The following is a 23,569-nucleotide window of genomic DNA, read 5'->3' on the forward strand; positions in this document are numbered from 1 at the left end:
CTTCTGCTGTCAGGCCAGCCGCAGTGCGCGGCGCACCGGCCAGCGCATAAACATCACCAGGTTGCCCAGCAAAATCAGCGTCAGTCCCGCCACGGCATTAGCGTGCCACTGATAGCCTTCATAAATTGTCGAGAGCGTCAGCGCAACCAGCGGAAAAAGTAGCGTACTGTAGGCCGCCTGACTGGCACCGATGCGACCCACCAGCGTGAAGTAAGCGCCAAATCCAATCACAGAACCAAACAGCGCCAGATAACTCATCGCGCCCAGCCACTGCAGATTGCGCGGCAGCTGCAGCGCATCGCCATTAAGCCATGCCATTACCGCCATGATCAGCGCGCCGTAGAGCATGGCGTAACTGTTAGTGGTGAGAATATCGCGCTGGCGGCGCTGATGCCGGGCTGAAATCATATTACCCAGCGAAAAGCCAAAGGTGCCCAGCGCACTCAGGCCCGCGCCCCATAACAGCTGCGGCGAGGGGTGCGCCGCGCGAATATCGCTCCAGAAGAGCGCGACGATACCGCCCATACCGAGCAGCGCGGCAGGCACCAGGCGCAGCGGCGGACGCTGGCCAAAAAAGAGCCAGCCGTTGAGCGCGTTAAAGATCACCGCCATGGAAAAAATCACCGACTCCAGACCGGTGCTGATCCAGGCTGCTGCATGATAAAAGCAGACAAAGTTGAAGCCAAAAACACAGCCTCCCTGCAGCAGACAAAACAGATGATCGCGCCTGTCCAGCGATCGCAGACGGCGGCACAGCGTCAGCAGCGCCAGCATCAGCAGCGAGGCGAAGAGAAAGCGCCAGAAAACAGCCACATAGACCGGCGTGGTGGCTGCGTCCTGCTGCAGAAAGATCGCCAGCCAGGTGGTGCCCCAGATCAGCACCACGCTCAGATACAGCACTACATTCATCGTTAATACTCCGGCAGAGACAGGACGACAGTATCCGCGCAGGCGCGGGCGGGCGCTTGCACCCGATTGCGCAGCACTTGCAAAAACTTGCGCTTTTTTCATTCTCACACCGACTGCCGCGCTGTTTTCCATCGTCCGGACGGGTAAACTGCTGGTTAACCGCTGCCGATGTGATATGCGCAATGTCCGATTACCAGACCTTTACTATGCTAAAAAACCGAAAGGCTCAGCTGCGTGATAGCGTACCGCTTTCAGGCGGGATCCGGCTGGCAGCCTGGTTTAATAGCGGCGACCGCGTAACCAACCACAGCGATCACCATACCCTGAGCCTCTATATCGAAGAGGGGTATGATACCTGGCATAAAACCGCGCACGGGTGGCGCAACGGTGGCGCCCCGGATCGTTTCTGCCTGATGCCGTCCGGTATGGAGTCCACCTGGGATCTGCGGGCCGACCTCGCATTCGTGCACCTCTACTGCACCGATACCCATTTACGCCAGCTTGGCGAACAGATCTGGGATCGCACGCCAGCCAGTCTGAATCTGCAGGAGAAGATTTTTGCTGATGACGATCGCATTACGCAGCTCTATCGCCATTTTTTGCTCAGCGTCAGCTGGCAGCAGCCCGCCAATCAGCTGATGCTGAGCAGCGCATCGACGCTGCTGCTGACGCATCTGCTGCATCGCTACAGCGATGTGCAGTGGCAGCTGCCCGCCGTGCGGGGCGGCCTGGCACCCGCCGTGCTGCGCCGGATCATTGCCCTGATTGATGCGCAGCTCGATCAGCCGCTGACGCTGGCGCGGCTGGCCGCAGAAGCTGCGCTCAGCGAATATCATTTTGCGCGTATGTTTCGCAGCAGCACCGGCAGCGCGCCGCACCAATATGTGATGCAGCGCCGTATGGCGGTGGCGAAAGAGCTACTGATGCACAGCACCCTGCCGCTAACGGAGATTGCACTGCGCTGCGGTTTTCACTCCGCCAGCCATTTCAGTAACCGGTTCCGCCAGCTGCACGGCGTGGCGCCCTCCGCGTGGCGGCAGGACTTTAGCCGGTAAAAAGCGCGTCGTCAGGGAAGCACTTCACCCCGCACGATAACTTTGCCCGGCTTGCTGTCGCTTTCGTTAATACGCCGGAGCGCCAGATTCAGCGCCTGCCAGGCGATGCTCTGCAGATCGTGCGCGATGCAGGGAAAGTGAAAGCCATAAATATCCGCCTGCGTGACCTCATCAATGCTGAACAGCTTTACCTGCTGTTGCAGACTGAGTTTGTGTTCGATACAGGCTTTGATAATGCCGAGTGAGATCTGATTGTTACACCCCACGAAGTAATCAGGGGCGGGGTGCTGTTTCAGCCAGCGCCGGGTCTCCTGCCAGGCCGCATCCATAAAAAAGTCGGCATAGAGCACCTCAAGCGAGGCAGCTTTTCCCTGCAGCGCGGCCTGCAGGCCGAGCACGCGCTCACGCGCAACGTTCGACTTTTCCGGGCCGGAGACCACGACAATACGCTGCGCCCCCTGTTCCGCCAGCCAGCGACCGGTCTGCAGGCCGCAGTCGAGGTTATCAATATAGACGCCGCTGCAGTGGGAAACCTGCAGCTCGCGGTCGACCAGCACCACCGGTATATTCAGCGTCTCCAGCCGTCTCATATAGGCCGGGTGATAGTGGAGATCGTTGGAGATCACCGACAGAATAATGGCATCAACGTTATACCCAATCAGCTTATCGATAATACGGTTCTCATTCTCCTGCGACTCACAGGAGTCAAAAACCAGCGTATCGTAGCCCAGCTTGTTCGCCTCCAGCGTCATCAGACGCGTCAGGCCGCCAAAGAAGGGGTTTGCCATATCGGGGTTGACGATCCCGATGGTTTTACTGCTTTTCGCCCGCAGGCTGCGCGCAGCCGTATTCATCACATAGCCCAACTGCTCTGCAGTAGCGTGAATGCGCTGCAGCGTCTCCGGATGCACTTTCTCCGGCTGTGAAAAAGCGCGCGAGGCGGTAATTTTGCTTACGTTTGCCTGGGCAGCAACGCTTGCCAGCGTTGCCTTGCGTCCCCGTCCTGCTGCCAAGTCTGGCTCCTTAATCAACCCTGTCATTTTGTATCATGAGTCAATCATGGCAGATCGTACCGCGTTAAGCGATCTCGCTGCGCTAGGCGAGTCGCCTGACGCGCGGGTCGGTGAAAATATCCAGATCGTCGCGACTTTCTGACGAAAATTCAGAGATAACGGCCCCGTGTTCGCCCGCCTGAAACCAGTGCCGCGTATCGGGTTTAATGGTGTACTGTTCGCCCGGACGCAGCAGGATATAGCGGCTGCAGGTATAGGCGGTTTCACTGCCGGCAGGCACCTGACAGCGCGGAGTGCCGGTCGCATCGTTTGGCGTAAGCTGTTCATCATCGACAAACAGATAGACCTCGCCCCAGCGGCAGCGAAAGGTTTCCTGCTTGCCTGGCGTGCCGTTAAACGGCGGATGCCGATGTTCAGGACAGGTCTGGCGGGGAAACAGCACCAGTTCTTTAGCGCAATAGCGCGGTTCGTTGATATAGGTTAACAGCTGCAAACCTGAGGCGGGGTAATCGTCCAGGCCGAAAGTAGCAATCTCAATCTTCTTCTGCTCTGCAGGGGTGAGAACAATATTCGCCTGCTCTAAAAAGGTCAGGGTGCGCTGGATCGCCTGCGGATAATCGGTCATACGGTTTCTCCTGTAATGATATCGATACCATTAAAGCGTGTTCCGCTTGTGATCTTCTGTGATCCCGATCCGCAATTCGCTGCGACAGGGCTAAATTGCGCTACTGCAGATCGATATTATTCAGCTTGCATCACAGTTTTCACGTTTTTTTTAGGTCAGTATCGCCGCATTGAAATGATATCGATACCATTAAAATGAATCCGGGGGCGTAAATGAAAGCGTTAGTTCTGACTCAGGCAGGCCACATTGCGATTGAAGATCGGGAATTTGATGAAGTGCTGGGTGATAACGATGTCAAAATTAAAATTCACTCGGTAGGGATTTGCGGCAGCGATGTTCACTACTACAAACATGGCCGGATTGGTCCGTTTGTGGTGGAGGCACCGATGGTGCTGGGTCATGAAGCCGCTGGCATTGTGCTGGAGATCGGTAAAAACGTGACGCACCTGAAGGCGGGCGATCGCGTCTGTATGGAGCCAGGGATCCCGGATATGCACTCCGATCAGTCGCGCGCCGGTCTCTACAATCTCGATCCCGCCGTGCGCTTCTGGGCAACGCCGCCGGTACATGGCTGCCTGCGTGAAACGGTCATTCATCCTGCGGCGTTCACGTTTAAGCTGCCGGAAAATGTCAGCTTCCGCGAAGGGGCCATGGTGGAGCCGCTGGCGGTGGCGATGCAGGCCGCGACCAAAGCCGGCATCAAACCCGGCGATATCGGCCTGGTGCTGGGGGCCGGTCCGATCGGCGTGGTCACGGCGCTGGCGGCGCTGGCAGGCGGCTGTTCCGATGTCATCATCTGCGACATGTTTGATGAAAAGCTTGCCGTGGCGGCAGCGTATGAAGGGCTGCACGCCGTTAACATCAAAACCGGCGATCTGGCCGGTAAAGTCTCAGAACTGACCAGCGGTAACGGCGCGGATGTGGTGTTCGAGTGCAGCGGAGCCAAACCTGCTATTGCCACGCTGGCGGAACACGCGGCGCCGGGTGCTACCGTCATTCTGGTGGGCATGCCGGTGGACGCCGCGCCAATGGATATTGTTGCGGCACAGGCCAAAGAGCTGACCTTCAAAACGATTTTTCGCTACGCCAATATGTATCCCCGCACGCTGCGCCTGTTAAGCAGCGGCAAGCTGCGGGTAGAGCCGCTGATCAGCCACACCTATAAATTCGCCGACAGCGTTGAAGCGTTTGACCGCGCAGCCGCGGGCCATGCGGCGGATATCAAAATCATGCTGGAGATGGAGTGACGCATGGCGCTCTATGCAGGCATAGATTGCGGCACGCAGGGAACGCGCGTGGTTATCGTGGAGAGCGAGCGGGGGACGATCGTCGGCGAAGGCAGCGCGCCGCACCGGCTGCAGAGCGGGGCGGATGGCGCCCGTGAACAGCATGCCAGCGACTGGATCGACGCGCTGGTCACGGCATTCCATCAGGCAGCCTCAGACGCCGCTATTGATACACAGCAGATTACTGCGCTCAGCGTCTCCGGCCAGCAGCACGGCTTTGTGGCGCTGGATGAAGCCGGAGCGGTGCTGCATCCGGTAAAGCTGTGGTGCGATACCGCCACCGATGTACAGAACAGCTGGCTGCTGCAGCAGCTGGGAGGGGTTAGCGGTGCGCTGGCACAGCCCGGGATTGTTCCGGCTACCGGCTACACCGCCTCAAAAATTCTCTGGCTGAAGCAGCAGCATCCGGCGCTGTGGGCGCGTTTACATACCGTGTTGTTGCCGCACGATTATCTTAACTTCTGGCTGACCGGCGAACGGGTTATGGAGTATGGCGACGCCTCCGGCACCGGACTGCTGGATATCCGCAGCCGCAGCTGGGATCGGCATACGGTGGAGCTTATCGATCCTGACGGCCGGCTGTGGCAGGCGCTGCCGCCGCTGGCTGCCGCGCAAAAGTGTATCGGCACCCTGCAGCCGGAAGCGGCGCAGCGGCTGGGACTACGCCGCACGGTACGGGTCGCGACAGGCGGCGGCGATAATATGATGGCCGCCATCGGGTCCGGCAATATTGCGCCTGGCACGGTGACGCTCAGCCTGGGAACATCCGGCACGCTGTTCGCCTGCAGCGAGACGCCGGTGACTGACGAAAACGGCCTGATTGCCAGCTTCTGCTCCAGCACTAATTGCTGGCTGCCGCTGATCTGCACCATGAATGTCACCTCGGCGACCACGCTGATCCAGACGCTGCTGGCAGAGGATCTTACCGGCTTTAATCAGCTGCTGAACCAGGCAGAGCCGGGGGCTGAGGGCGTTGAGATGCTGCCGTTTTTTAATGGCGAGCGCACGCCGGCGCTGCCCCACGCGCAGGCGAGTCTGCACAACCTGAACGCCGTGAATTTTACCCGCGCTAACCTCTGCCGCGCCGCCGTGGAGAGTGCCACATACGGATTACGTTACGGACTTGATCTGTTCCGGCAGCAGGGCATCAGCGCGCAGGAGATCCGCCTTACCGGCGGCGGCGCGCGCAGCGCTGGCTGGCGACAAATTGTGGCTGACGTCATGAACTGCCCGGTGGTCTCTTTGCGTATTCCGGAAACCGCCGCGCTGGGTGCGGCAATTCAGGCGATGTGGGCCAGCGCGCTGCTGGATAACCCGGCACAGCAGCCGGATGCGTTACTGCAGTCGCTGTGCCAGCGCTTTGTCACGCCGGATGAAAGTACCCGCGCCGTGCCCGATGCCGCGCGCCATCAGACCTATGAAACGCACTATCAGCGCTATCTGAAGCGTCTCAGCACGACTTATCCGGAGGTGGCATTGTGACCAGAAATAACCAGGAGATGCTGCTGGAAGTCACGGGGATCCGCAAAGCGTTTGGTCCGGTTGTGGCGCTGAAAAACGCCGAATTTGCGCTGCGCCCCGGCTCCATTCACGCGCTGTGCGGCGGCAACGGTGCCGGAAAGTCGACCTTTCTCAGCATCTTAATGGGGTTTATCCAGCCCGACGCCGGAGAGATATTTATTCGCGGCAGGCGCTGCAGCTTTGCCCATCCGCGGGACGCGCTGGCCGCCGGTATCGCGATTGTTCAGCAGGAGCTGAGCGCAATTCCGGACCTGACGGTGGCTGAAAATATCTGGCTGGGACGCGAACCGCGCCGCTTTGGCTTTGTTGACTTTGCCACGCTCAATCAGCGTACTCGCGCGCTGCTGGCAGAGCTCGATTTTGACATCTCTGCTACTGAAAAGATGCGTAACCTCAGCGTTGCCGGGCAGCAGCTGGTGGAGATCGCCAAAGCGCTCTCGCACGCGAATGCTGACATCATCATCATGGATGAGCCAACCTCAGCGATTGGCGAGGAGGATGCGCAAAAAATCTTTCAGACCCTGACCCGGCTGGCGCAAAAGGGCAAAGGCATTATTTATGTCTCCCATCGCCTCTCCGAGATTTTCCAGATTGCCGACAGCTATACCATCTTTCGCGATGGCGCCTGGGTGCAGGAGGGCATGCTGGCCGATATCACGCGCGAGCAGCTGATTGAGCAGATTATTGGCGGAGAATATGAGAGTGAATTTGCCAAGTTTAATCAGCCGGGTAATGAGGTGATGATGGAGGTAAAAAACCTGCGCTGGCGCAATAAAATCAACGATATCAGCCTGCACCTGAAGCGGGGCGAAATCCTCGGCATTTACGGGCTGGTTGGCTCCGGGCGCAGCGAGTTTCTCGATTTACTGTTTGGGATTGAACACGCAGACAGCGGAACCATTCGCCTCGGCGAGGTGGTGCTGGGCCGCCACTCACCGAAAGAGTCGATCCGGCACGGCATCGCTTATGTCACAGAAGATCGCAAAGCAACCGGGCTGGTGCTCTGCCGTTCGATTCGCGAAAACATCAACATCGCCTCATTTGGCGCTATCTCCCGCGCCGGTTTTATCAGTGAGAAGCAGGAGCAGCAGCGCAGCCTGGAGATGATCAAACGCTTTAACGTCAGAACGCCGGATGCCGAACAGCTGGTGGGCAACCTCAGCGGCGGTAATCAGCAGAAAGTCGTGCTGGGACGCTGGGCGTTACTGGACCCGGAAGTACTGCTGCTGGATGAGCCTACCCGCGGTATTGATGTCGGCGCGAAAAAAGAGATTTACCGCTTTATGTCCGAGTTTGCGTTGAAAAACAAGGGGATCGTGATGGTCTCCTCAGAGCTGTCAGAGATCATCGGCATGAGCGATCGCATTCTGGTGTTCCGCGACGGGCAGCTGGCGGGAGAATTAAGTGCGGCTCAGGCAACGCAGAGTGAACTGATGAAGCTGGCGGTTTAACAGAGAGATCACGTTATGAACACCACACATTCCATGCCTTCCGGCATCTCATTTTTTACGCGCAACAAAAGACGTATGCACAAATACGGCATCATCATCGCGTTCTTTGTGCTTTGCCTGATTGTGGCTGCCGTCGGTGAGCTGCAGGTCGCTAATGGCGCCTGGAGCAGTAACTATTTTCTCAGTAATGAAAATATGCTGATTGTGCTGCGCCAGGTCTCTATCAACGGCATTTTAGCGATCGGCATGACCTTTGTGATTATCACTGCCGGCGTCGATTTGTCGGTAGGATCGGTGCTGGCGCTGAGCGGCATTGTTGCTGCACGTTTCGCCACGAACAACAGCGGTATGGCAATTGGGGATACGGCACATGCGGTGATGGTCCCGATGATTATCGCGCTGGGAATTGGCATTGTCTGCGGCCTGATCAACGGTACCGTGCTGGCGCGTTACCGGCTGCAGCCGTTTATCGTCACCATGGGCATGCTCTCCGCTGCGCGCGGACTCACGATGCTGACCACCGGCGGCAACCCGGTTTCGCAGCTTAACAGCGATTTTCGCTGGCTCGGCAACGGCTACATAGCCGGCATACCCGTACCGGTCATTATCTTTGTCGTACTGTTTGGTCTCGCGTGGCTGCTGCTCAATAAAACTTTGCTCGGGCGCTACGTCTATGCCGTTGGCGGCAACCCGAAAAGTGCCCGCACGTCAGGGATCAGCGTCGTCGGAATAAAAGTCATGGTCTACACCCTGTGCGCCGCGCTGGCCGGAATCGCCGGGCTGATCCTCACCGCACGCACCGGATCGGCACAGACCAACGCGGGCGCAGGCTATGAACTTGATGCGATTGCTGCGGTAGTGATTGGCGGCACCAGTATGGCTGGCGGTGTCGGTACGCTTGTCGGCACCTTTTTTGGCGTGCTGATCATCGGCGTAATGAATAACGGCCTGGATTTACTGGGGGTGCAGTCTTACTACCAGCAGATCATCAAAGGCGCTCTGATTGTAGTGGCTGTACTGCTCGACCCGTCGCGTAAACAACAGCGCGATTAACCTCTGAATAGATAAACCCTGCCAGGAGAGAACAATGAAAATAAGATCTATCGCTCTGTTAACCTCAGCCCTGACGCTGGGCGCGATTAGCATAGCGCAGGCTGCCCCCGTAAAAATCGCTGTGCTGATGTATGGCAATAAGGCGGAGTTCGTTCAGCTGATGGAGCGCTACGGTAAAGCGCATCCGGCAGTAAAAAGTGGCGAAGCCGTGCTCACCTTTTATGATGGTCGTTATGACGCGTCGGTGCAGAATGACCAGGCGGCGACCGCTATCCAGACGCGTGCCGACGCGATTATCGTGAACCCGATGGATTATGAAGCCAACATCGATATTGTGACCAATGCTAACGAGGCTAAAATTCCGGTGGTGGTCACCAACGCCCGCCTGAATACGGAAGAGATGACGTCCGAAGTGGTCTCTAATGATGAGCTGGGCGGCTATCTGGAAGCCAAAGCGGTACTGGATAAGCTGCAGTGCAAAACCAAAAAGGTCAATGTCGTCATTATTGAAGGGCCGAAGGGCGGCAGCGGTGAGATCCAGCGCGGCAAAGGCAATGATAAAGCGATAGCGGAGTGTGGTCCGGGCCAGGTTACCGTACTGGAGAGAAAAACGGCCAACTGGTCACGCGCTGAAGCACAGCCGCTGATGGAGAACTGGCTGCAGAAGCATCGCGGCAAAATCAACGGGGTGATTGGGCAAAACGATGAGATGGCGCTGGGAGCCATTGAAGCGATTAAGGGCGCCGGGCTGAACGTGAAGGACTTCGCCATTGCGGGTGTGGATGGGGTGTCTGATGCGATTCATGCCGTTCAGGCGGGTGAAATGGTCTCTATTCTGCAGGATGCGAAAGGCCAGATGCAGGGCGCTATTGATGTCGCGCTGCGTGCGGTAAAAGGCGCAGGCTATCAGCCGCAGTCTGACATCTGGCAGCAGTATGCCAAAGATCTCGCCTGGGATGGCGGCACGAAAAAACACTATTACATTCCGTGGACCACGGTTACTGCGGATAATGCGCAGCAGCTGCTGGACGCACGTAAGTAATCAACGCGACGGCGGGCAGGCTGTCTGCCAGCAGACAGCCTGCCAAAGCCGTTTACTCGTTGCCCCACTCATTCAGAAAGTTCGCCACATCATCAATGCGCGCGTCAGCAATTCCCGCCTCGCGCGCCATCTCATGCTGCGCTTCTTCACTGATCTCCTGATGGTTATTCAGGCGGGTGATCAGCAGCTGGAAGTAGTGCGCCAGCGGGTCGCGCTCGGCTTCGCTCACCGGTTTTTCACACTCTTCAGCGTAGGCGTCAGCGATATCGTAATACTTCAGATCAATCTCATGTTTCATAGTGCGCTCCGGAAACGGGAAGGGGTCAGATGCCAGCGGCATCATTTAACGTAAATCATACCACTCCTGCCAGCTTTTTCCCGCCTGCCGGAAAAAGCAGAGACATCGCGCTATTATTGTCATCATGAACCTGGTACCGGGCCGGTATTATCAGCATGCCGGCAACATAATAAACAGACACAGGGCTAAGTGGCATAACATCGTATTCTAAAGTTTTAATAGCGATGTTATCGTGGTGTTGCGCTGATGTACTTTATATACGTGGATACTGTTTTATGGCGAAATTAATGACCTCCCTGACGCTCTGTTCAGGGCGAATGACGCACGGGGAACGACGCGTCGCCCAGCGGCTTGAATCGCATCTCGGCGATGATTGTCTTATCTGGTATGACATTCCGGTCGGGCGCCAGTACAGGCATCCCGATTTTGTTATTATCGATCCTGCCAACGGGCTTATTTTCCTTGAGGTCAAAGACTGGAAGCTAAGTACATTTCAGCATGCGGACCCGCAGACGGTAACGCTGAGACATGCTCAGGGCGAAACGCAGGCGCAAAATCCGCTGCTGCAGGTCAGGGAGTATGCCTGTGCGACCGTTGACCTGTTATCTCAGGATCCGAAACTGCAGCAAAAAACAGGCCTGTATAAAGGAAAGCTGAATATCGCCTGGGCTTATGGTGTGGTGTTTACCAATATTACCCGCCAGCAGCTGACATCACTCTCAGCCGATGGCGTGGTTGAATCTATATTTCCACAGGCGCTGACGATTTGTCAGGATGAAATGACCGAGTCTGTCTCTGTTTCTGCGTTTCGCGCTAAAGTTTCCGGACTCTTTACCACCCGTTTCAGGCCTGCAATAACGCCGGCTGTGCGGGATATTCTGCGCCGGCATCTTTTTCCGGAGATCGCCATTACGGTAAAAAATAAGCGCAGTAATATTTACCGGGTAATGGATCTGCAGCAGGAGGTGCTGGCACGCAATCTCGGCGAAGGGCATCGTGTTATTCATGGCGTAGCCGGTTCCGGTAAAACGCTGATTTTACTCTACCGCTGTTTATACCTTTCCGAGACCACCACACGCCCTGTGCTGGTGCTCTGTTTTAATATCATTCTGGCTAACTATATCCGTGAATGCATCGCGGCCAGAGGACTATCGCATAAAGTACACGTCTATCATTTTCATGACTGGTGCGCGACGGCAGCCCGGACCTTTAAGCTGAAGATGAGCGGGGAAGGGCGCTATTATGATAACTGCTTTGCGGCGCTGGAAAATGCGGTTGATAGCGGCACTGTCGGGGATGCGGGGTATGATGCGGTGCTGGTGGATGAAGGACATGACTTCGACCGGCGCTGGCTTTCACTGATAGCCCGGCTGTTTGATAACACCCGCCGCTCGCTGCTGCTGATGTACGACGACGCCCAGTCTCTGTACCGGCGCGAGAAAGCGCTGAACTTTTCGCTGGCGAGCGTGGGTATTCAGGCTCAGGGGCGCACCTCTATTCTTCGGGTGAATTATCGCAATCCGCGGCGCATTCTCAATTTTGCCTACGCTTTTTCACGCGACTACTTTGACCGGCACCATAATCAGGAGCTTCCGCTGGTGCTGCCGGAAGCCTGCGGCGAAGAGAACAGCGACATTCCCGATATCGAACAGTGTCAGTCTGCAACAGATGAAGCGCGTCGCGTTGTGGCGTGGCTGCGAGAGAAGTATGCGGCGGCAGGCCGCTGGGGCGATATGGCTGTGCTCTGTCCTACGCATTTTTCAGCAGACAAACTCATCGACCTGCTGCAGCAGCATGCGATCCCCGCCGCCGTCAGCTTCACCACGGAAGATAAAAAACGCTATTCGCATCGGGAGGATGTGGTTCATCTGCTGACCTTTCAGAGCAGCAAAGGGCTTGAATTCCCTTACGTTGCCGTGATCAATGCATCATTTGTTCATAAAGGGGCTGAAGATGAGTCTGAAGCTATCCCGGCGCTGTATGTGGCGTTTACGCGCGCAACCCAGGCGTTACTGGTCACCTGCTACAAAGAAAATAGCATCAGTCAGCAGCTGTCGAAATTTGCCGGTATGGATCTGCAGGATGAGGGAGAGATGTCTGTGGTGTCCCCTGCAGGAATCGAACCTGCAACTAGCCCTTAGGAGGGGCTCGTTATATCCATTTAACTAAGGAGACATCCGGAAACGCAGTATACCCGTATGTCTCCCGGATGTTAACCGGGCGCGGCGTGATTGCTCATTCTGTCAGCAGCGCCGCGCCCGGAAGAGCGGTTACTCCGTCTGCTCTCCGGCAGCGTTCTTCGCTTCTGCTTTCTCGCGGCGTTTTTGATCCGCCCGCGCCTTCGCTTTGGCCTCTTCGCTCATGTCGTTGCGGATCTGCGCATGGCTGATCAGGGCAAAAATCAGCGTGCCGCCGGTGATGTTACCGAGCAGCGTGGGCAGCGCAAACGGCCAGAAAAACTCCTGCCACGGCACCGTCCCCGCAAAGACCAGATAGAGTACTTCGACCGAGCCGACCACGATATGCGCCAAATCGCCCAGCGCCACCAGCCACGTCATCATAATGATGATCAGCAGTTTGGCATTCTCCGCATGCGGGATCATCCAGACCATAGTGGCGATGATCCAGCCGGAGATCACGGCATTAGCGAACATCTCGCCCGGCGAATTTTCCATCACCTTTTCACTGATGGCCGTAAACGCCTGGCGCGTCGCCTCATCAAAAATGGGCATGTAGTTAAAGGCCAGCGCCGCCAGCCCGGTACCAATCAGATTGCCCAGCAGCACCAGCCCCCACAGGCGCAGCAGCAGCATAAAATTGCTGCCGGTGGGCTTATGCATGACCGGCAGGACCGCCGTCACGGTGTTCTCGGTAAACAGCTGCTGCCGCGCGAGGATCACAATCACAAAGCCAAAGGTGTAGCCGAGGTTCTCCAGCAGAAAGGCGCCGGGGACACCCTCAAGATGAACCTGAAAAATCCCTTTCGCCATCAGCGACGCGCCCATTGAGAGGCCTGCGGCGATGGCTGACCACAGCAGCGCCATGCCGTCACGCTCTAACTCTTTCTCCCCGTCCTGCCGTATCTCTTCATGAATCGCCGCTGCCCGCGAGGGCAGGGCCTCTTCATCAACTTCAATCTCAGTGCCTTGCTCTTTTTCTTCGCTGTCTACGTCATTGTCGTGTTCAGCATTTGATGGCGATGGCTTCATGTTTGCTCCTGGTGATAGTGCCAATGCGTAATAAGCGTAGACGGTTTTAGCAAGCCTGAAATGTTACGAAGAATTTCTTCAAGCGTAACAAAATTTTAACCGAGCGGCTTTTTTATACATTTTTCGGATCTGAAGGCGTGAAACAGCGGTGCGCAGCGAAATGAGAGCACGGTCACACTCTTCGGCGCACTGCAACAGTGTGGTATTATCGCCGCCTCATTTTTTGCGGTGATGCGCCCCTCTATGTTTGAAGTCATTAATCTCTCATGCGTTCGCGATGAGCGAATGCTGTTTCATGGGCTGAGCTTCCATGTCCGGCCGGGTGACCTCGTGCAGATAGAAGGGCCAAACGGCGCCGGCAAAACCTCACTGCTGCGTCTGCTGGCCGGGCTTAGCCGGGCAGAAGAGGGCGAAGTGCGCTGGCAGGGCGAAACGCTGCAGCGTCAGCGTGAAATATGGCAACAAAACCTGCTCTATCTTGGCCATCAGCCTGGCGTAAAAGCGGTACTCTCTCCGCTGGAAAATCTGCGTTTCTGGCACGGCGACAGCAGCCAGACGGCGCTGTATGCGGCGCTGGAGCAGGTCAGCCTGACCGGCTATGAAGAGGTGCCGGTGGCGCAGCTCTCTGCGGGTCAGCAGCGGCGCGTCGCGCTGGCGCGCCTCTGGCTCAGCTCAGCCCGACTGTGGATCCTGGATGAACCGCTGACCGCCATCGATAAAGCCGGTGTCGAAGCACTCATGGCGCGTTTTAACCAGCACGCCAGCCAGGGCGGGGCGGTGATCCTCACCACGCATCAGGAGCTGCCCGCCGCCGCGCTACGTAAAATACGCCTGAGCGGGGAGTGGCAATAATGCTGCTGCGTATTCTCCGGCGTGAACTGAAAATTGCGTTTCGCAGCGGGGCTGAAGTGATCAACCCGCTGTGGTTCTTTCTCATCGTCATTACGCTGTTTCCGCTCGGCATCGGTCCGGAGCCGCAGCAGCTGGCGCGCATTGCGCCCGGCGTGGTCTGGGTCGCCGCTCTGCTGGCTTCGCTGCTGGCGCTGGAGCGCCTGTTCCGCGACGATTTCCTTGATGGATCGCTGGAGCAGCTGCTGCTGTTGCCGGCACCGCTGCCGGTCACGGTGCTGGGTAAAGTGATCGCTCACTGGCTGGTCACCGGCCTGCCGCTGATCCTGCTGTCACCGCTGGCGGCGCTGCTGCTGTCGCTGGATATGGCAGGCTGGCGCGCGCTGGCGCTGACGCTGCTGCTGGGTACGCCGACGCTGAGCTTTCTTGGTGCTATCGGCACCGGCCTGACAACGGGATTGCGGCGTGGCGGCGTGCTGCTCAGCCTGCTGGTGCTGCCGCTGACCATTCCGGTTCTGATTTTTGCCAGTGCGGCTATCGACGCCGCCGGGCAGGGGCTGCCAGTTGGCGGCTATCTGGCGGTTCTGGGCGCGATGCTGGCGGTAAGTGCGACGCTGTCGCCGTTTGCCACCGCTGCGGCGCTGCGGATCAGCCTGCAGTAGCGCGCTTCCTCAGAGAAGCCGTTCCCTCTTTATTATTAGTGTGAGCAATGCAAATGTGGAAATGGATACATCAGTGGGCAAGGCCGGAACGCCTTTACCAGCTATGCGGGCGACTTATTCCCGGCATGGCGATTGCCGCAGCCGGCGCGCTGCTGCTTGGCTGGGGATGGGGATTTGGCTTCGCCCCGGCTGATTACCAGCAGGGCAATAGCTTCCGGATTATGTACCTGCACGTGCCCGCTGCCATGTGGTCAATGGGGATCTACGCCGCCATGGCGATTGCCGCCTTTACCGGTCTGGTGTGGCAGCTGAAGATGGCTGACCTGGCCGCCGCCGCGATGGCGCCGGTGGGAGCCGCCTTTACCTTTATTGCGCTGATTACCGGCTCCGCATGGGGCAAACCGATGTGGGGAACCTGGTGGATCTGGGATGCGCGCCTCACCTCAGAGCTGGTGCTGCTGTTCCTTTATATGGGCGCGATGGCGCTCTGGCTCGCCTTTGACGATCGCCGCACGGCGGGCCGCGCCGCCGGTATCCTGATCCTCGTCGGCGTGGTGAACCTGCCGATTATTCATTTTTCTGTGCAGTGGTGGAACACGCTGCATCAGGGCTCATCCGGTCTGCTGCAGCAGGCGATCGATCCCTCTATGCGCACGCCGCTGCGCTGGTCGATTCTCGGCTATCTGCTGCTGTTTATCACGCTGACGCTGATGCGGCTGCGTAACCTGATTTTACTGACCGAACGGCATCGTCCGTGGGCTATCGCGCTGGCACAGCAGGGAGCAAAAGCATGAGTCCGGCCTTCACCTCATGGAGTGAATTCTTTGCTATGGGCGGCTACGCCTTTTTTGTCTGGCTGTCGGTTGCCTGCACCCTGATCCCGCTACTGGGCCTGGTGCTGCATACGCTGCTGCAGCGGCGGCGTCTGCTGGCGGAGATCCGTCAGCGTCAGGCGCGGGAGCAGCGTGTGCGTGCGGCACAGACTAAACAGCGCGCGCGCGCTGCCGGGGAGGCAGGATGAATCTCCGTCGTCGCAACCGCCTTTTGGTGGTGCTGGCTATTCTTACCGGCCTTGGCCTCGCGACCGCGCTGGTGATGTATGCCCTGCGCTCAAACATCGATCTGTTCTATACGCCGGGCGAGATTATCAACGGCAAAGGCGACGCGCAGCTGAAGCCGGAAGCGGGACAGCGTCTGCGCGTGGGTGGCATGGTGATGCCAGGCAGCGTGAGGCGCGATCCGCAGTCGCTGGCGGTAACCTTCAGCCTGTATGACGCCAGAGGCGTGGTCAGCGTCAGCTATAACGGCATCCTGCCCGATCTCTTCCGCGAAGGGCAGGGGGTAGTGGCGCAGGGCGTACTGCAGGCGGGTAATGTTATCAGCGCCCGGGAAGTGCTGGCCAAGCACGACGAAAAATATACGCCGCCGGAAATTCAGGACGCAATGAATACCAATCATACCCGCGCCGCAGTGCGCTATCAGCCGACGGGTAATCAGCCATGATGCCGGAAATCGGAACTTTTCTGCTCTGTCTGGCGCTGGGCCTGGCGCTGCTGCTGAGTATTTACCCGCTGTGGGGCGCCGCGCGTCAGGATGCGCGGCTGATGACGCTCGCGCGACCGCTGACCTGGGGCATGTTTTTAGCCATTGCCGCCGCCTTTATGGTGCTGGTGCACGCATTTGTGGTGAACGATTTCACCGTTGCATACGTCGCGACAAATTCAAATACGCTGCTGCCGGTCTATTACCGCGTCGCCGCGACCTGGGGTGCGCATGAAGGATCGCTGCTGCTGTGGGTACTGCTGCTCAGCAGCTGGTCGCTGGCGGTGGCAATTTTCAGCCGCGAGATGCCGCGCGATGCGCTGGCGCGCGTGCTGGCGGTAATGGGGATGATCAACGCCGGCTTTCTGCTGTTTATCCTGCTGACCTCCAACCCGTTTGCCCGCACGCTGCCTGATTTCCCCATCGACGGCGGCGATCTTAACCCGATGCTGCAGGATATCGGCCTGATCTTCCATCCGCCGCTGCTCTATATGGGCTATGTCGGTTTTTCGGTCGCCTTTGCCTTTGCCATCGCCTCGCTGATGACCGGACGGCTGGATACCGCCTGGGCGCGCTGGTCGCGCCCCTGGACCACCGCCGCATGGGTGTTTCTGACCATCGGTATCGTGCTGGGATCGGCGTGGGCCTATTATGAGCTGGGCTGGGGCGGCTGGTGGTTCTGGGACCCGGTGGAAAACGCCTCGTTTATGCCGTGGCTGGCCGGAACCGCGCTGATGCACTCGCTGGCGGTAACGGAAAAGCGCGGCAGCTTCAAAGCCTGGACCGTGCTGCTGGCGATCGCGACGTTTTCGCTCAGCCTGCTCGGCACCTTTCTGGTGCGCTCCGGCGTGCTGGTCTCGGTGCATGCCTTTGCCTCCGATCCGGCGCGCGGGATGTTTATTCTCGCTTTTCTGATCATCGTGATTGGCAGCTCGCTGCTGCTCTATGCGCTGCGCGGCGGGCAGGTACGCAGCCGCGTGCAGAGTGAAATCTGGTCGCGGGAATCGTTTCTGCTGGGCAATAACGTGCTGCTGATTGCGGCAATGCTGGTGGTCCTGCTCGGTACGCTGCTGCCGCTGGTGCACAAGCAGCTGGGGCTGGGCAGTATCTCAGTGGGAGAACCTTTCTTTAATACGCTGTTCAGCTGGCTGATGGCGCCGTTTGCGCTGCTGCTCGGTATTGGTCCGCTGGTGCGCTGGCGGCGTGATGAGCCGCAAAAGCTGTGGAAGCGGCTGAGTGCCGGGCTGGTGGTTACCCTGCTGCTCTCTGTTCTGCTGCCGTGGCTGCTGGAAGATCGCATTGAAGCGATGACGGTAACCGGGCTGCTGATGGCGATCTGGGTCACGCTGCTGACGCTGATGGAGCTGCATGAGCGCGCGACTCACCGGCATAGCCTGCTGAAAGGGCTGTGGCATCTGTCGCGCAGCCACTGGGGCATGGTGCTGGGGCATCTGGGCGTAGCGGTAACGGTAGTAGGCATCGCGTTCAGCACCCAGTACAGCGTTGAGCGCGATGTGCGCATGAAGGCGGGCGACAGCATCGATATTCATCGCTATCACTTTGTGTTCCGCGACGTGCATAACCTGCAGGGGCCTAACTACAGCGGCGGCGTGGCGATCATCGATGTCACCCGCGATGGCAAACCGGAAGCGGTACTGCGGGCGGAAAAACGCTTTTATACCGCTGCCCGCACCATGATGACCGAAGCGGCGATCAGCGGCGGATTTACCCGCGATCTCTATGCCGCACTCGGCGAGGAGCTGGATAACGGCGCCTGGGCCGTACGCCTCTACTACAAACCCTTTGTCCGCTGGATCTGGTTTGGCGGCCTGTTTATGGCGGCAGGCGGCCTGCTCTGCCTGCTGGATCCGCGTTATCGCGCGCGGAAAAAAGTTGCGCGTGAGGAGCGGGCATGAGCAAAAAAATTCTCTTTATTCCCCTGGCGCTGTTTCTGCTGCTGGCGGCAGCGCTGCTGTGGCAGCTGTCGCGTAATGCACAGGGTGACGATCCCTCCCGGCTTGAGTCAGCCCTGACGGGCAAACCGGTGCCACAGTTCAGACTGGAAGCGCTGGATCAGCCAGGCAAAATCTACAGCCAGCAGATCCTTACCGATGGTCAGCCGCTGCTGCTCAACGTCTGGGCAACCTGGTGTCCGACCTGCCGCGCTGAGCATCACTATCTGAACCGGCTGGCGGAGCAGGGCGTGCGCGTGGTTGGCCTCAACTATAAAGATGACCGTACGAAAGCGATAAACTGGCTTAATACGCTGGGCAACCCTTACGCGCTGAGCCTCTACGACGGCAGCGGCATGCTGGGGCTTGACCTCGGTGTCTACGGTGCGCCGGAAACCTTTCTCATTGATGGCCACGGCATCATTCGTTATCGCCACGCCGGTGATATGAACGAGCGCGTCTGGAATGAAGAAGTTAAACCGCTGTGGGAAAAATATAGCCGGGAGGCGGGGGCATGAGCAGGCTGCTTATTGCGCTGACGGCGCTGCTGCTTACGCTCAGCGTCCGGGCCACCACCACAGATAGCCTGCAGTTTACCTCGCTGCAGCAGGAGGATCAGTACCGGGCGATCACCGCCTCACTGCGCTGCCCGAAATGCCAGAACAACAGCATTGCAGATTCAAACGCCATGATTGCCGCTGACATGCGCCTGAAAGTCTATGAGCTGATGCAGCAGGGCAAGAGCCGGCAGCAGATAGTGGATTACATGGTGGCGCGCTACGGTCACTTTGTCACTTACGATCCGCCGCTGACGCCCGCGACGCTGATTTTATGGGCCGGTCCGGCGCTGTTTGTGCTGCTGGGCGGCGGGGTGATCCTGCTGCGTAACCGCCGCGCGCGTGAAACGACTGAACTGAATGACGATGAACAACAGCGCCTGGCGGCGATTCTGGAACGTAACGGGAAGCCGTAATGATTGTATTTTGCATGACTCTGATCGTCTTACTGGCGGCTGCGGTAGCGCTGTTTCTGGCTGCGGGATGGCGTCAGCGTGAACACCATGCTGGCGAACGCGACCGGCTTAACACCGCCTTTTACCAGCAGCGCCTGCGCGAGCTGCAGCGTGATGAAACGGAAGGCGTGGTAGCCAACCGGGCGGAGATGGAGCGCGATCTGCAGCAGATGCTGCTGACGGACGTACCCGACGGGCAGACTCTTCCGGCGCGGCAGAGCAGCCGCTGGATCCTGCTGCCGGGCGTGATCCTGCTGCTGCTGGTGACAACCGGGGTCTATCTGCAAACCGGCGGCTACGCACAGCTCGCGGGCTGGCTCGCCGTTCAGCGTGACTATCCGGCGCTGCGCGCCCGCGTAATGGATCCGGATGCGCAGCCGCTGACGATGGAGGAGCTGGCGCGCCTGCAGCTGGGACTGCGCACGGCGCTGCAGCAGACACCCGGCAGCGCCGATGAGTGGGCGATGCTGGGGCGGCTTGGTATGGTGCTGAACAATGCTACCGCTGCCGGACAGGCGTTTGAGCGCGCGCTGCAGCGTGCGCCTGACAGCCTGGAGCTGCAGCAGGATTACGCCGAAGTCCTGACGCGTTCCGGCGATCCACAGGATAACCGGCAGGCGAGCGTGCTGCTGCATGCGCTGCTCAAGCGCGACAGCGCGAATCTGCGTACGCTTAGCCTGCTGGCGTTCAACGCATCCGGACAGCAGAACTATACTGAAGCGCTCGACGCGTGGCGCGCCATGCTGGCGTTGCTGCCTGCCGGCGATCCGCGCATAACGCTGATTCAGCGCAGCATTGAGCAGGCGAAAACCGCTGCCGGGCAGCAGGCGGTTGCGCTGAGCCTGACGGTCAAGCTGTCGCCGCCGGCAGAAAAAATGTTGCCGCCGGACGGAGTGTTGTATATTTCTGTATCTGACGGTGTTTCACCGGTGCCCGTGGCCGTTAAGCGCCTGCCGCTTAGCCACTTTCCGCTAGCGCTTACGCTGGATGACAGCAACGCTATGATGCCCGATCGCCTGCTTTCGGCGCAGCATCAGGTTCAGGTCAGAGTGCGTATTGCCCGCGACGGCAGCGCAAATCCTCAGGCCGGGGACTGGTTCGGGCTCAGTGCTATTACCTCGTGGGAGGGTCACCAGCCGCTGACTGTTGAGATCGATCAGCAGCAGCCCTGAAGCGCTACATTTATCATCCGCACAGGGAGAAGAACATGAATAACCGCCTGACCAGTCTGGCACTGGCCAGTTTACTTCTGGTGGGATGCGCCAGCTCAAAACCGGCGGATGACGCCGCCCCGGCGCAGCGCAGCGATCCGCTGGAAGGTTTTAACCGTACGATGTTCAATTTTAATTACAACGTACTTGATCCTTATGTGGTGCGCCCGGTGGCGGTAGCCTGGCGCGACTATGTGCCGGTACCGGCGCGTACCGGCATGAGTAATTTTCTCGGCAACCTGAATGAACCTGCCAGCATGGTGAACTCTATTCTGGTGGGCGAGCCGCGTCAGGCCGGGATCCACTTCACGCGTTTCTTCCTGAATACCGTACTGGGTCTGGGCGGCTTTATCGACGTCGCAGGCAAAGCGAACCCGGCGCTGGCGCGCGAGGTGCCGCATCGCTTTGGCAGTACGCTGGGGCGTTATGGTGTCGGCTACGGTCCGTATGTGGTGCTGCCCGGCTACGGCAGTTTCACCGTGCGGCAGGATGGCGGTGACTATGTGGATACGCTCTATCCGGTACTCAGCTGGCTGACCTGGCCGATGTCGATCGGTAAGTGGGCGCTGGAGGGAGTAGAGACGCGTGCTCAGCTGCTGGACTCTGACGGGCTGCTGAAACAGCAGCAGGATCCTTACTCTTTTATCCGCAATGCCTATTTCCAGCGTAACGATTTTCTGGCTAACGGCGGCAAGCTGAAGCCGGAAGAGAATCCAAACGCCAGCGCGATACAAAACGATTTGCAGGATATCGACGCGCCGTAAAAAAAGGGCAACCCACCGGGTTGCCCTTATTACTTGTGCGGCAGGCGCGATCAGAACTTATAGTTAAAGCTTGCGCCGTAAAGCCAGGCTTTGCCTTCTGAGTTGAAGGTATAAGGGGCTTCATTAACGGTAACGTGCTGACCATGCATATAAGATACGCCGACATCCACTGACGCTTCAGGCGTAAAGGCGTAAGACGCACCGGCGCTCAGCCACAGACGATCCTGATCCGGAATAGAGATAGAGCGTTTATCGGCCGGAACCGGGCTGTCATCGAAGGCGATACCGGTACGGAAGGTCCAGCGATCGTCATAGAAGTAGGTGGTACCCAGCGCAATGCGATAGGCATCTTTAAAGCTCTCATCTTTCTGGAACAGCGTCTGGCCGCGGCTGCCGGTCGCTTTCAGCTCCTGGAACTGGCTCCAGCTGGTATAGGCAAGGCTGTAGTGCACTGCCCACTGCGGCGCAACTTTATGCCAGCCGGACACTTCCCACATTTCCGGCAGGTTCAGGGTCAGGTAGCCGGGCACCGTTGAGCCGCCGGTACCGCCAAACGCCGCCGGGATATCGTTTTTATAATTGCCGTCAAAGTCGACTTTTACTTCAGAGCGGTAGGTAAAGCCGAAACGGTTATTTTTATCCACTTCATACAGCACGCCGGCGTTCCAGCCATAGCCCCACTCATTGCCTTTAAGGTGTGCGACCTGCAGATCGGACGGGAAGCCCACTGCCGGGCCAGCTTCACCGGCATAACGCTCAATTTTGGCGCGGGCATAAACCGCATCAAAGCCAACGCCAACGCTCAGGTGCTCGTTCAGACGATAGGCGGTGCTGAGATTAAGGTTAGCGGTCATCAGATCGGTTTTACCGCCATAGCCCCCTGCGGCATAACCATTATTGAATTCAGTGGCCAGGCCATAGTTTGAGGTTGCGGATGCGCCCACCCACCACCGATCGGTAAGCGGCTGAACATAGTGAATATTTGGTACCCACTGATTAGGCGCAATGTTATTCGCGTTCAGGCTGTTGCCGGTGAGCGGACTGCGTCCGCTGATATCCACTTCAGGATCGATATAGACTGCGCCGATGGAGAACATCGGGCTATCCATCAGTGCCATGGTGGCGGGGTTGCGACTGGCCGATGCTGCTGTGTCACCCATCGCGCCTTCACCTGAATAAGCGCGACCTAATCCAATTGCTGAGAATTCGTTAAGTTGAAAGCCTGCGGCGTAAACCTGGGAGGAGACGAGCGCCACTGCAGCTGCCACAGCTGACTTTGCAAACAGGTTCTTATGGTTCATGACCACAACCTCATCAAAATTATTATTAAACGTTGTCACGTCGCGTAACAAAGGACGGCGGATTGTAGGGACTGAGACTAAACAGACATATCAGACCAGTGCGACGAGTATAGGTCTGACCTGTGTGTAAGTTGCAATAATGTTTTTCAAATATTACAGACTTGATCGATAAAATCAGATCTGCTTAACAATTTCCTTATACTGCGCCGTCAGCATACCGGCTCAGGTTTGTTTTGGATCAAATTTTATTGTGATATTCGTCACTTAGCGGCGCAATGATAGAGGAAAATGGCCCGCAGGCGTACACTTTATGACAGAACATCCCCTTAGATCGCCCGCTTTTTCAGCCGGAGAAACCTCATGAGTCAGACCATTAATAAATGCAGTGCCCGCGAGACCGCTGCCTGCTGCTGTGTGGATACGGGCATTGTGATTGATAACAGCGACTGCAGTGCCCGCTGGTCAGCGCTGTTTCCCGATCGCGCAGCTGCCGAAGCGATGCTGTTAACGCTGACGGAGAAAGCGCAGCAAACTGCCTCTGAACCCTGTGAGATTACGTCGCAATTTACCTCAGAGCCGGAAGGTATACGCCTGAACGCTGAATTTACCTTTGCCTGTCAGGCTGAAGCGCTGATTTTTCAGCTCGCCCTGCGTTAATTCTGCATCGCCGTCAATCCGCGACGGCGAATCGCTATTTTCGTGTTTTTCCTCGCACTTTTTTCTCTTTGCTATTGGCGAGCCGTCGCCGGATGGTTAACACTGACGATCAGGTCAGACCTCTCTGGCAATGGTGTCAGATCGTCGGTTACAGGGG

General features: G+C 58.0%; 24 protein-coding genes and 1 tRNA gene. 18 read left to right on the forward strand and 7 right to left on the reverse strand.

Annotated elements, in window-relative coordinates; translation table 11 throughout:
* Positions 1 to 9: 9 nt before the first annotated feature.
* Entirely contained in the window at positions 10 to 909 is a 900-nt protein-coding gene (locus FS690_RS00130) for a DMT family transporter (RefSeq protein WP_104085252.1), read from the reverse strand.
* Between the two features lie 182 nt (positions 910 to 1,091).
* Here FS690_RS00130 and FS690_RS00135 point away from each other — a divergent pair, with 182 nt between their 5' ends.
* Entirely contained in the window at positions 1,092 to 1,964 is an 873-nt protein-coding gene (locus FS690_RS00135) for a helix-turn-helix domain-containing protein (protein ID WP_039385598.1), read from the forward strand.
* Positions 1,965 to 1,975: 11 nt separating this feature from the next.
* Here the strand turns inward: FS690_RS00135 and FS690_RS00140 are convergent, their stop codons facing one another.
* Both FS690_RS00140 and FS690_RS00145 read right to left on the reverse strand, forming a co-directional pair.
* Positions 1,976 to 2,977 carry a LacI family DNA-binding transcriptional regulator gene (locus tag FS690_RS00140; RefSeq protein WP_039379376.1) on the reverse strand — a complete coding sequence of 334 codons (1,002 nt, stop codon included), beginning with the start codon at positions 2,975 to 2,977 and terminating at the stop codon, positions 1,976 to 1,978.
* An 82-nt stretch (positions 2,978 to 3,059) separates the two neighbouring features.
* Positions 3,060 to 3,602: a D-lyxose/D-mannose family sugar isomerase gene (locus tag FS690_RS00145; protein WP_094112061.1), complete on the reverse strand. Its 543-nt coding sequence runs from the start codon at positions 3,600 to 3,602 to the stop codon at positions 3,060 to 3,062.
* Positions 3,603 to 3,814: 212 nt separating this feature from the next.
* Here FS690_RS00145 and FS690_RS00150 point away from each other — a divergent pair, with 212 nt between their 5' ends.
* From FS690_RS00150 to FS690_RS00170, 5 genes are read left to right on the forward strand one after another with little or no spacing between them, the layout of a single operon-like run.
* Complete coding sequence (locus FS690_RS00150; protein ID WP_039379369.1) at positions 3,815 to 4,849, forward strand: NAD(P)-dependent alcohol dehydrogenase; 1,035 nt, start codon at positions 3,815 to 3,817, stop codon at positions 4,847 to 4,849.
* A 3-nt stretch (positions 4,850 to 4,852) separates the two neighbouring features.
* Positions 4,853 to 6,370, forward strand: coding sequence for a xylulokinase (gene xylB, locus FS690_RS00155; protein ID WP_145338900.1), 1,518 nt, complete (start codon positions 4,853 to 4,855; stop codon positions 6,368 to 6,370).
* Between the two features lie 17 nt (positions 6,371 to 6,387).
* Entirely contained in the window at positions 6,388 to 7,860 is a 1,473-nt protein-coding gene (locus FS690_RS00160) for a sugar ABC transporter ATP-binding protein (RefSeq protein ID WP_071668099.1), read from the forward strand.
* 33 nt (positions 7,861 to 7,893) lie between these two features.
* Entirely contained in the window at positions 7,894 to 8,913 is a 1,020-nt protein-coding gene (locus FS690_RS00165) for an ABC transporter permease (RefSeq protein WP_369826788.1), read from the forward strand.
* Positions 8,914 to 8,947: 34 nt separating this feature from the next.
* Positions 8,948 to 9,955 carry a substrate-binding domain-containing protein gene (locus FS690_RS00170; RefSeq protein WP_145338901.1) on the forward strand — a complete coding sequence of 336 codons (1,008 nt, stop codon included), beginning with the start codon at positions 8,948 to 8,950 and terminating at the stop codon, positions 9,953 to 9,955.
* 52 nt (positions 9,956 to 10,007) lie between these two features.
* On the opposite strand, the gene FS690_RS00175 is transcribed toward FS690_RS00170, so the two are convergent.
* Positions 10,008 to 10,253 carry a DUF2543 family protein gene (locus FS690_RS00175; RefSeq protein WP_039385596.1) on the reverse strand — a complete coding sequence of 82 codons (246 nt, stop codon included), beginning with the start codon at positions 10,251 to 10,253 and terminating at the stop codon, positions 10,008 to 10,010.
* Positions 10,254 to 10,528: 275 nt separating this feature from the next.
* On the opposite strand from FS690_RS00175, the gene FS690_RS00180 reads away from it, so the two are divergent.
* The gene (locus tag FS690_RS00180) at positions 10,529 to 12,394 is read left to right on the forward strand and encodes a 3'-5' exonuclease (protein WP_369826787.1); all 1,866 of its coding nucleotides are present in this window, start codon (positions 10,529 to 10,531) and stop codon (positions 12,392 to 12,394) included.
* On the opposite strand, the gene FS690_RS00185 is transcribed toward FS690_RS00180, so the two are convergent.
* Together FS690_RS00185 and FS690_RS00190 are read right to left on the reverse strand one after the other, a co-directional pair.
* Positions 12,354 to 12,428, reverse strand: a tRNA-Arg gene (locus tag FS690_RS00185). The genes FS690_RS00180 and FS690_RS00185 overlap by 41 nt on opposite strands.
* A gap of 95 nt (positions 12,429 to 12,523) precedes the next feature.
* Complete coding sequence (locus tag FS690_RS00190; RefSeq protein ID WP_108569482.1) at positions 12,524 to 13,462, reverse strand: formate/nitrite transporter family protein; 939 nt, start codon at positions 13,460 to 13,462, stop codon at positions 12,524 to 12,526.
* Positions 13,463 to 13,705: 243 nt separating this feature from the next.
* Here FS690_RS00190 and ccmA point away from each other — a divergent pair, with 243 nt between their 5' ends.
* Genes ccmA through mlaA form a run of 10 tightly spaced genes read left to right on the forward strand, consistent with a single transcriptional unit; the run spans position 13,706 to position 21,454 of the window.
* Entirely contained in the window at positions 13,706 to 14,314 is a 609-nt protein-coding gene (gene ccmA / locus FS690_RS00195) for a cytochrome c biogenesis heme-transporting ATPase CcmA (RefSeq protein WP_039379169.1), read from the forward strand.
* Positions 14,314 to 14,973 (forward strand): heme exporter protein CcmB, encoded by a 660-nt coding sequence (gene ccmB, locus FS690_RS00200; protein ID WP_039379167.1) that lies wholly within the window; start codon positions 14,314 to 14,316, stop codon positions 14,971 to 14,973. Before ccmA ends, ccmB begins: the two co-directional genes overlap by 1 nt.
* A gap of 53 nt (positions 14,974 to 15,026) precedes the next feature.
* A complete protein-coding gene (locus FS690_RS00205) occupies positions 15,027 to 15,767 on the forward strand; it encodes a heme ABC transporter permease (RefSeq protein WP_039379166.1) in 741 nt (246 codons plus the stop codon).
* A complete protein-coding gene (ccmD, locus tag FS690_RS00210) occupies positions 15,764 to 15,994 on the forward strand; it encodes a heme exporter protein CcmD (RefSeq protein ID WP_039379165.1) in 231 nt (76 codons plus the stop codon). Before FS690_RS00205 ends, ccmD begins: the two co-directional genes overlap by 4 nt.
* Positions 15,991 to 16,476 (forward strand): cytochrome c maturation protein CcmE, encoded by a 486-nt coding sequence (gene ccmE, locus FS690_RS00215; protein ID WP_145338902.1) that lies wholly within the window; start codon positions 15,991 to 15,993, stop codon positions 16,474 to 16,476. The genes ccmD and ccmE overlap by 4 nt, the downstream gene beginning before the upstream one ends.
* Positions 16,473 to 18,431: a heme lyase CcmF/NrfE family subunit gene (locus FS690_RS00220; protein WP_039379162.1), complete on the forward strand. Its 1,959-nt coding sequence runs from the start codon at positions 16,473 to 16,475 to the stop codon at positions 18,429 to 18,431. Before ccmE ends, FS690_RS00220 begins: the two co-directional genes overlap by 4 nt.
* Complete coding sequence (locus tag FS690_RS00225; protein ID WP_039379161.1) at positions 18,428 to 18,985, forward strand: DsbE family thiol:disulfide interchange protein; 558 nt, start codon at positions 18,428 to 18,430, stop codon at positions 18,983 to 18,985. Before FS690_RS00220 ends, FS690_RS00225 begins: the two co-directional genes overlap by 4 nt.
* A complete protein-coding gene (locus tag FS690_RS00230) occupies positions 18,982 to 19,440 on the forward strand; it encodes a cytochrome c-type biogenesis protein (protein ID WP_039379160.1) in 459 nt (152 codons plus the stop codon). Before FS690_RS00225 ends, FS690_RS00230 begins: the two co-directional genes overlap by 4 nt.
* Complete coding sequence (ccmI, locus tag FS690_RS00235) at positions 19,440 to 20,651, forward strand: c-type cytochrome biogenesis protein CcmI (RefSeq protein ID WP_145338903.1); 1,212 nt, start codon at positions 19,440 to 19,442, stop codon at positions 20,649 to 20,651. Before FS690_RS00230 ends, ccmI begins: the two co-directional genes overlap by 1 nt.
* Positions 20,652 to 20,686: 35 nt before the next feature.
* Positions 20,687 to 21,454, forward strand: a complete 768-nt coding sequence (gene mlaA, locus FS690_RS00240; protein WP_039379156.1) for a phospholipid-binding lipoprotein MlaA — start codon at positions 20,687 to 20,689, stop codon at positions 21,452 to 21,454.
* Positions 21,455 to 21,504: 50 nt separating this feature from the next.
* Here the strand turns inward: mlaA and fadL are convergent, their stop codons facing one another.
* Positions 21,505 to 22,755 carry a long-chain fatty acid transporter FadL gene (fadL, locus tag FS690_RS00245; RefSeq protein WP_039385584.1) on the reverse strand — a complete coding sequence of 417 codons (1,251 nt, stop codon included), beginning with the start codon at positions 22,753 to 22,755 and terminating at the stop codon, positions 21,505 to 21,507.
* 360 nt (positions 22,756 to 23,115) lie between these two features.
* Here fadL and FS690_RS00250 point away from each other — a divergent pair, with 360 nt between their 5' ends.
* Positions 23,116 to 23,412 carry a YfcZ/YiiS family protein gene (locus tag FS690_RS00250; RefSeq protein WP_082032635.1) on the forward strand — a complete coding sequence of 99 codons (297 nt, stop codon included), beginning with the start codon at positions 23,116 to 23,118 and terminating at the stop codon, positions 23,410 to 23,412.
* Positions 23,413 to 23,569 lie beyond the last annotated feature (157 nt).

It is taken from the genome of Pantoea sp. PSNIH1 (assembly GCF_007680655.1).
Taxonomy (GTDB): domain Bacteria; phylum Pseudomonadota; class Gammaproteobacteria; order Enterobacterales; family Enterobacteriaceae; genus Pantoea; species Pantoea eucrina.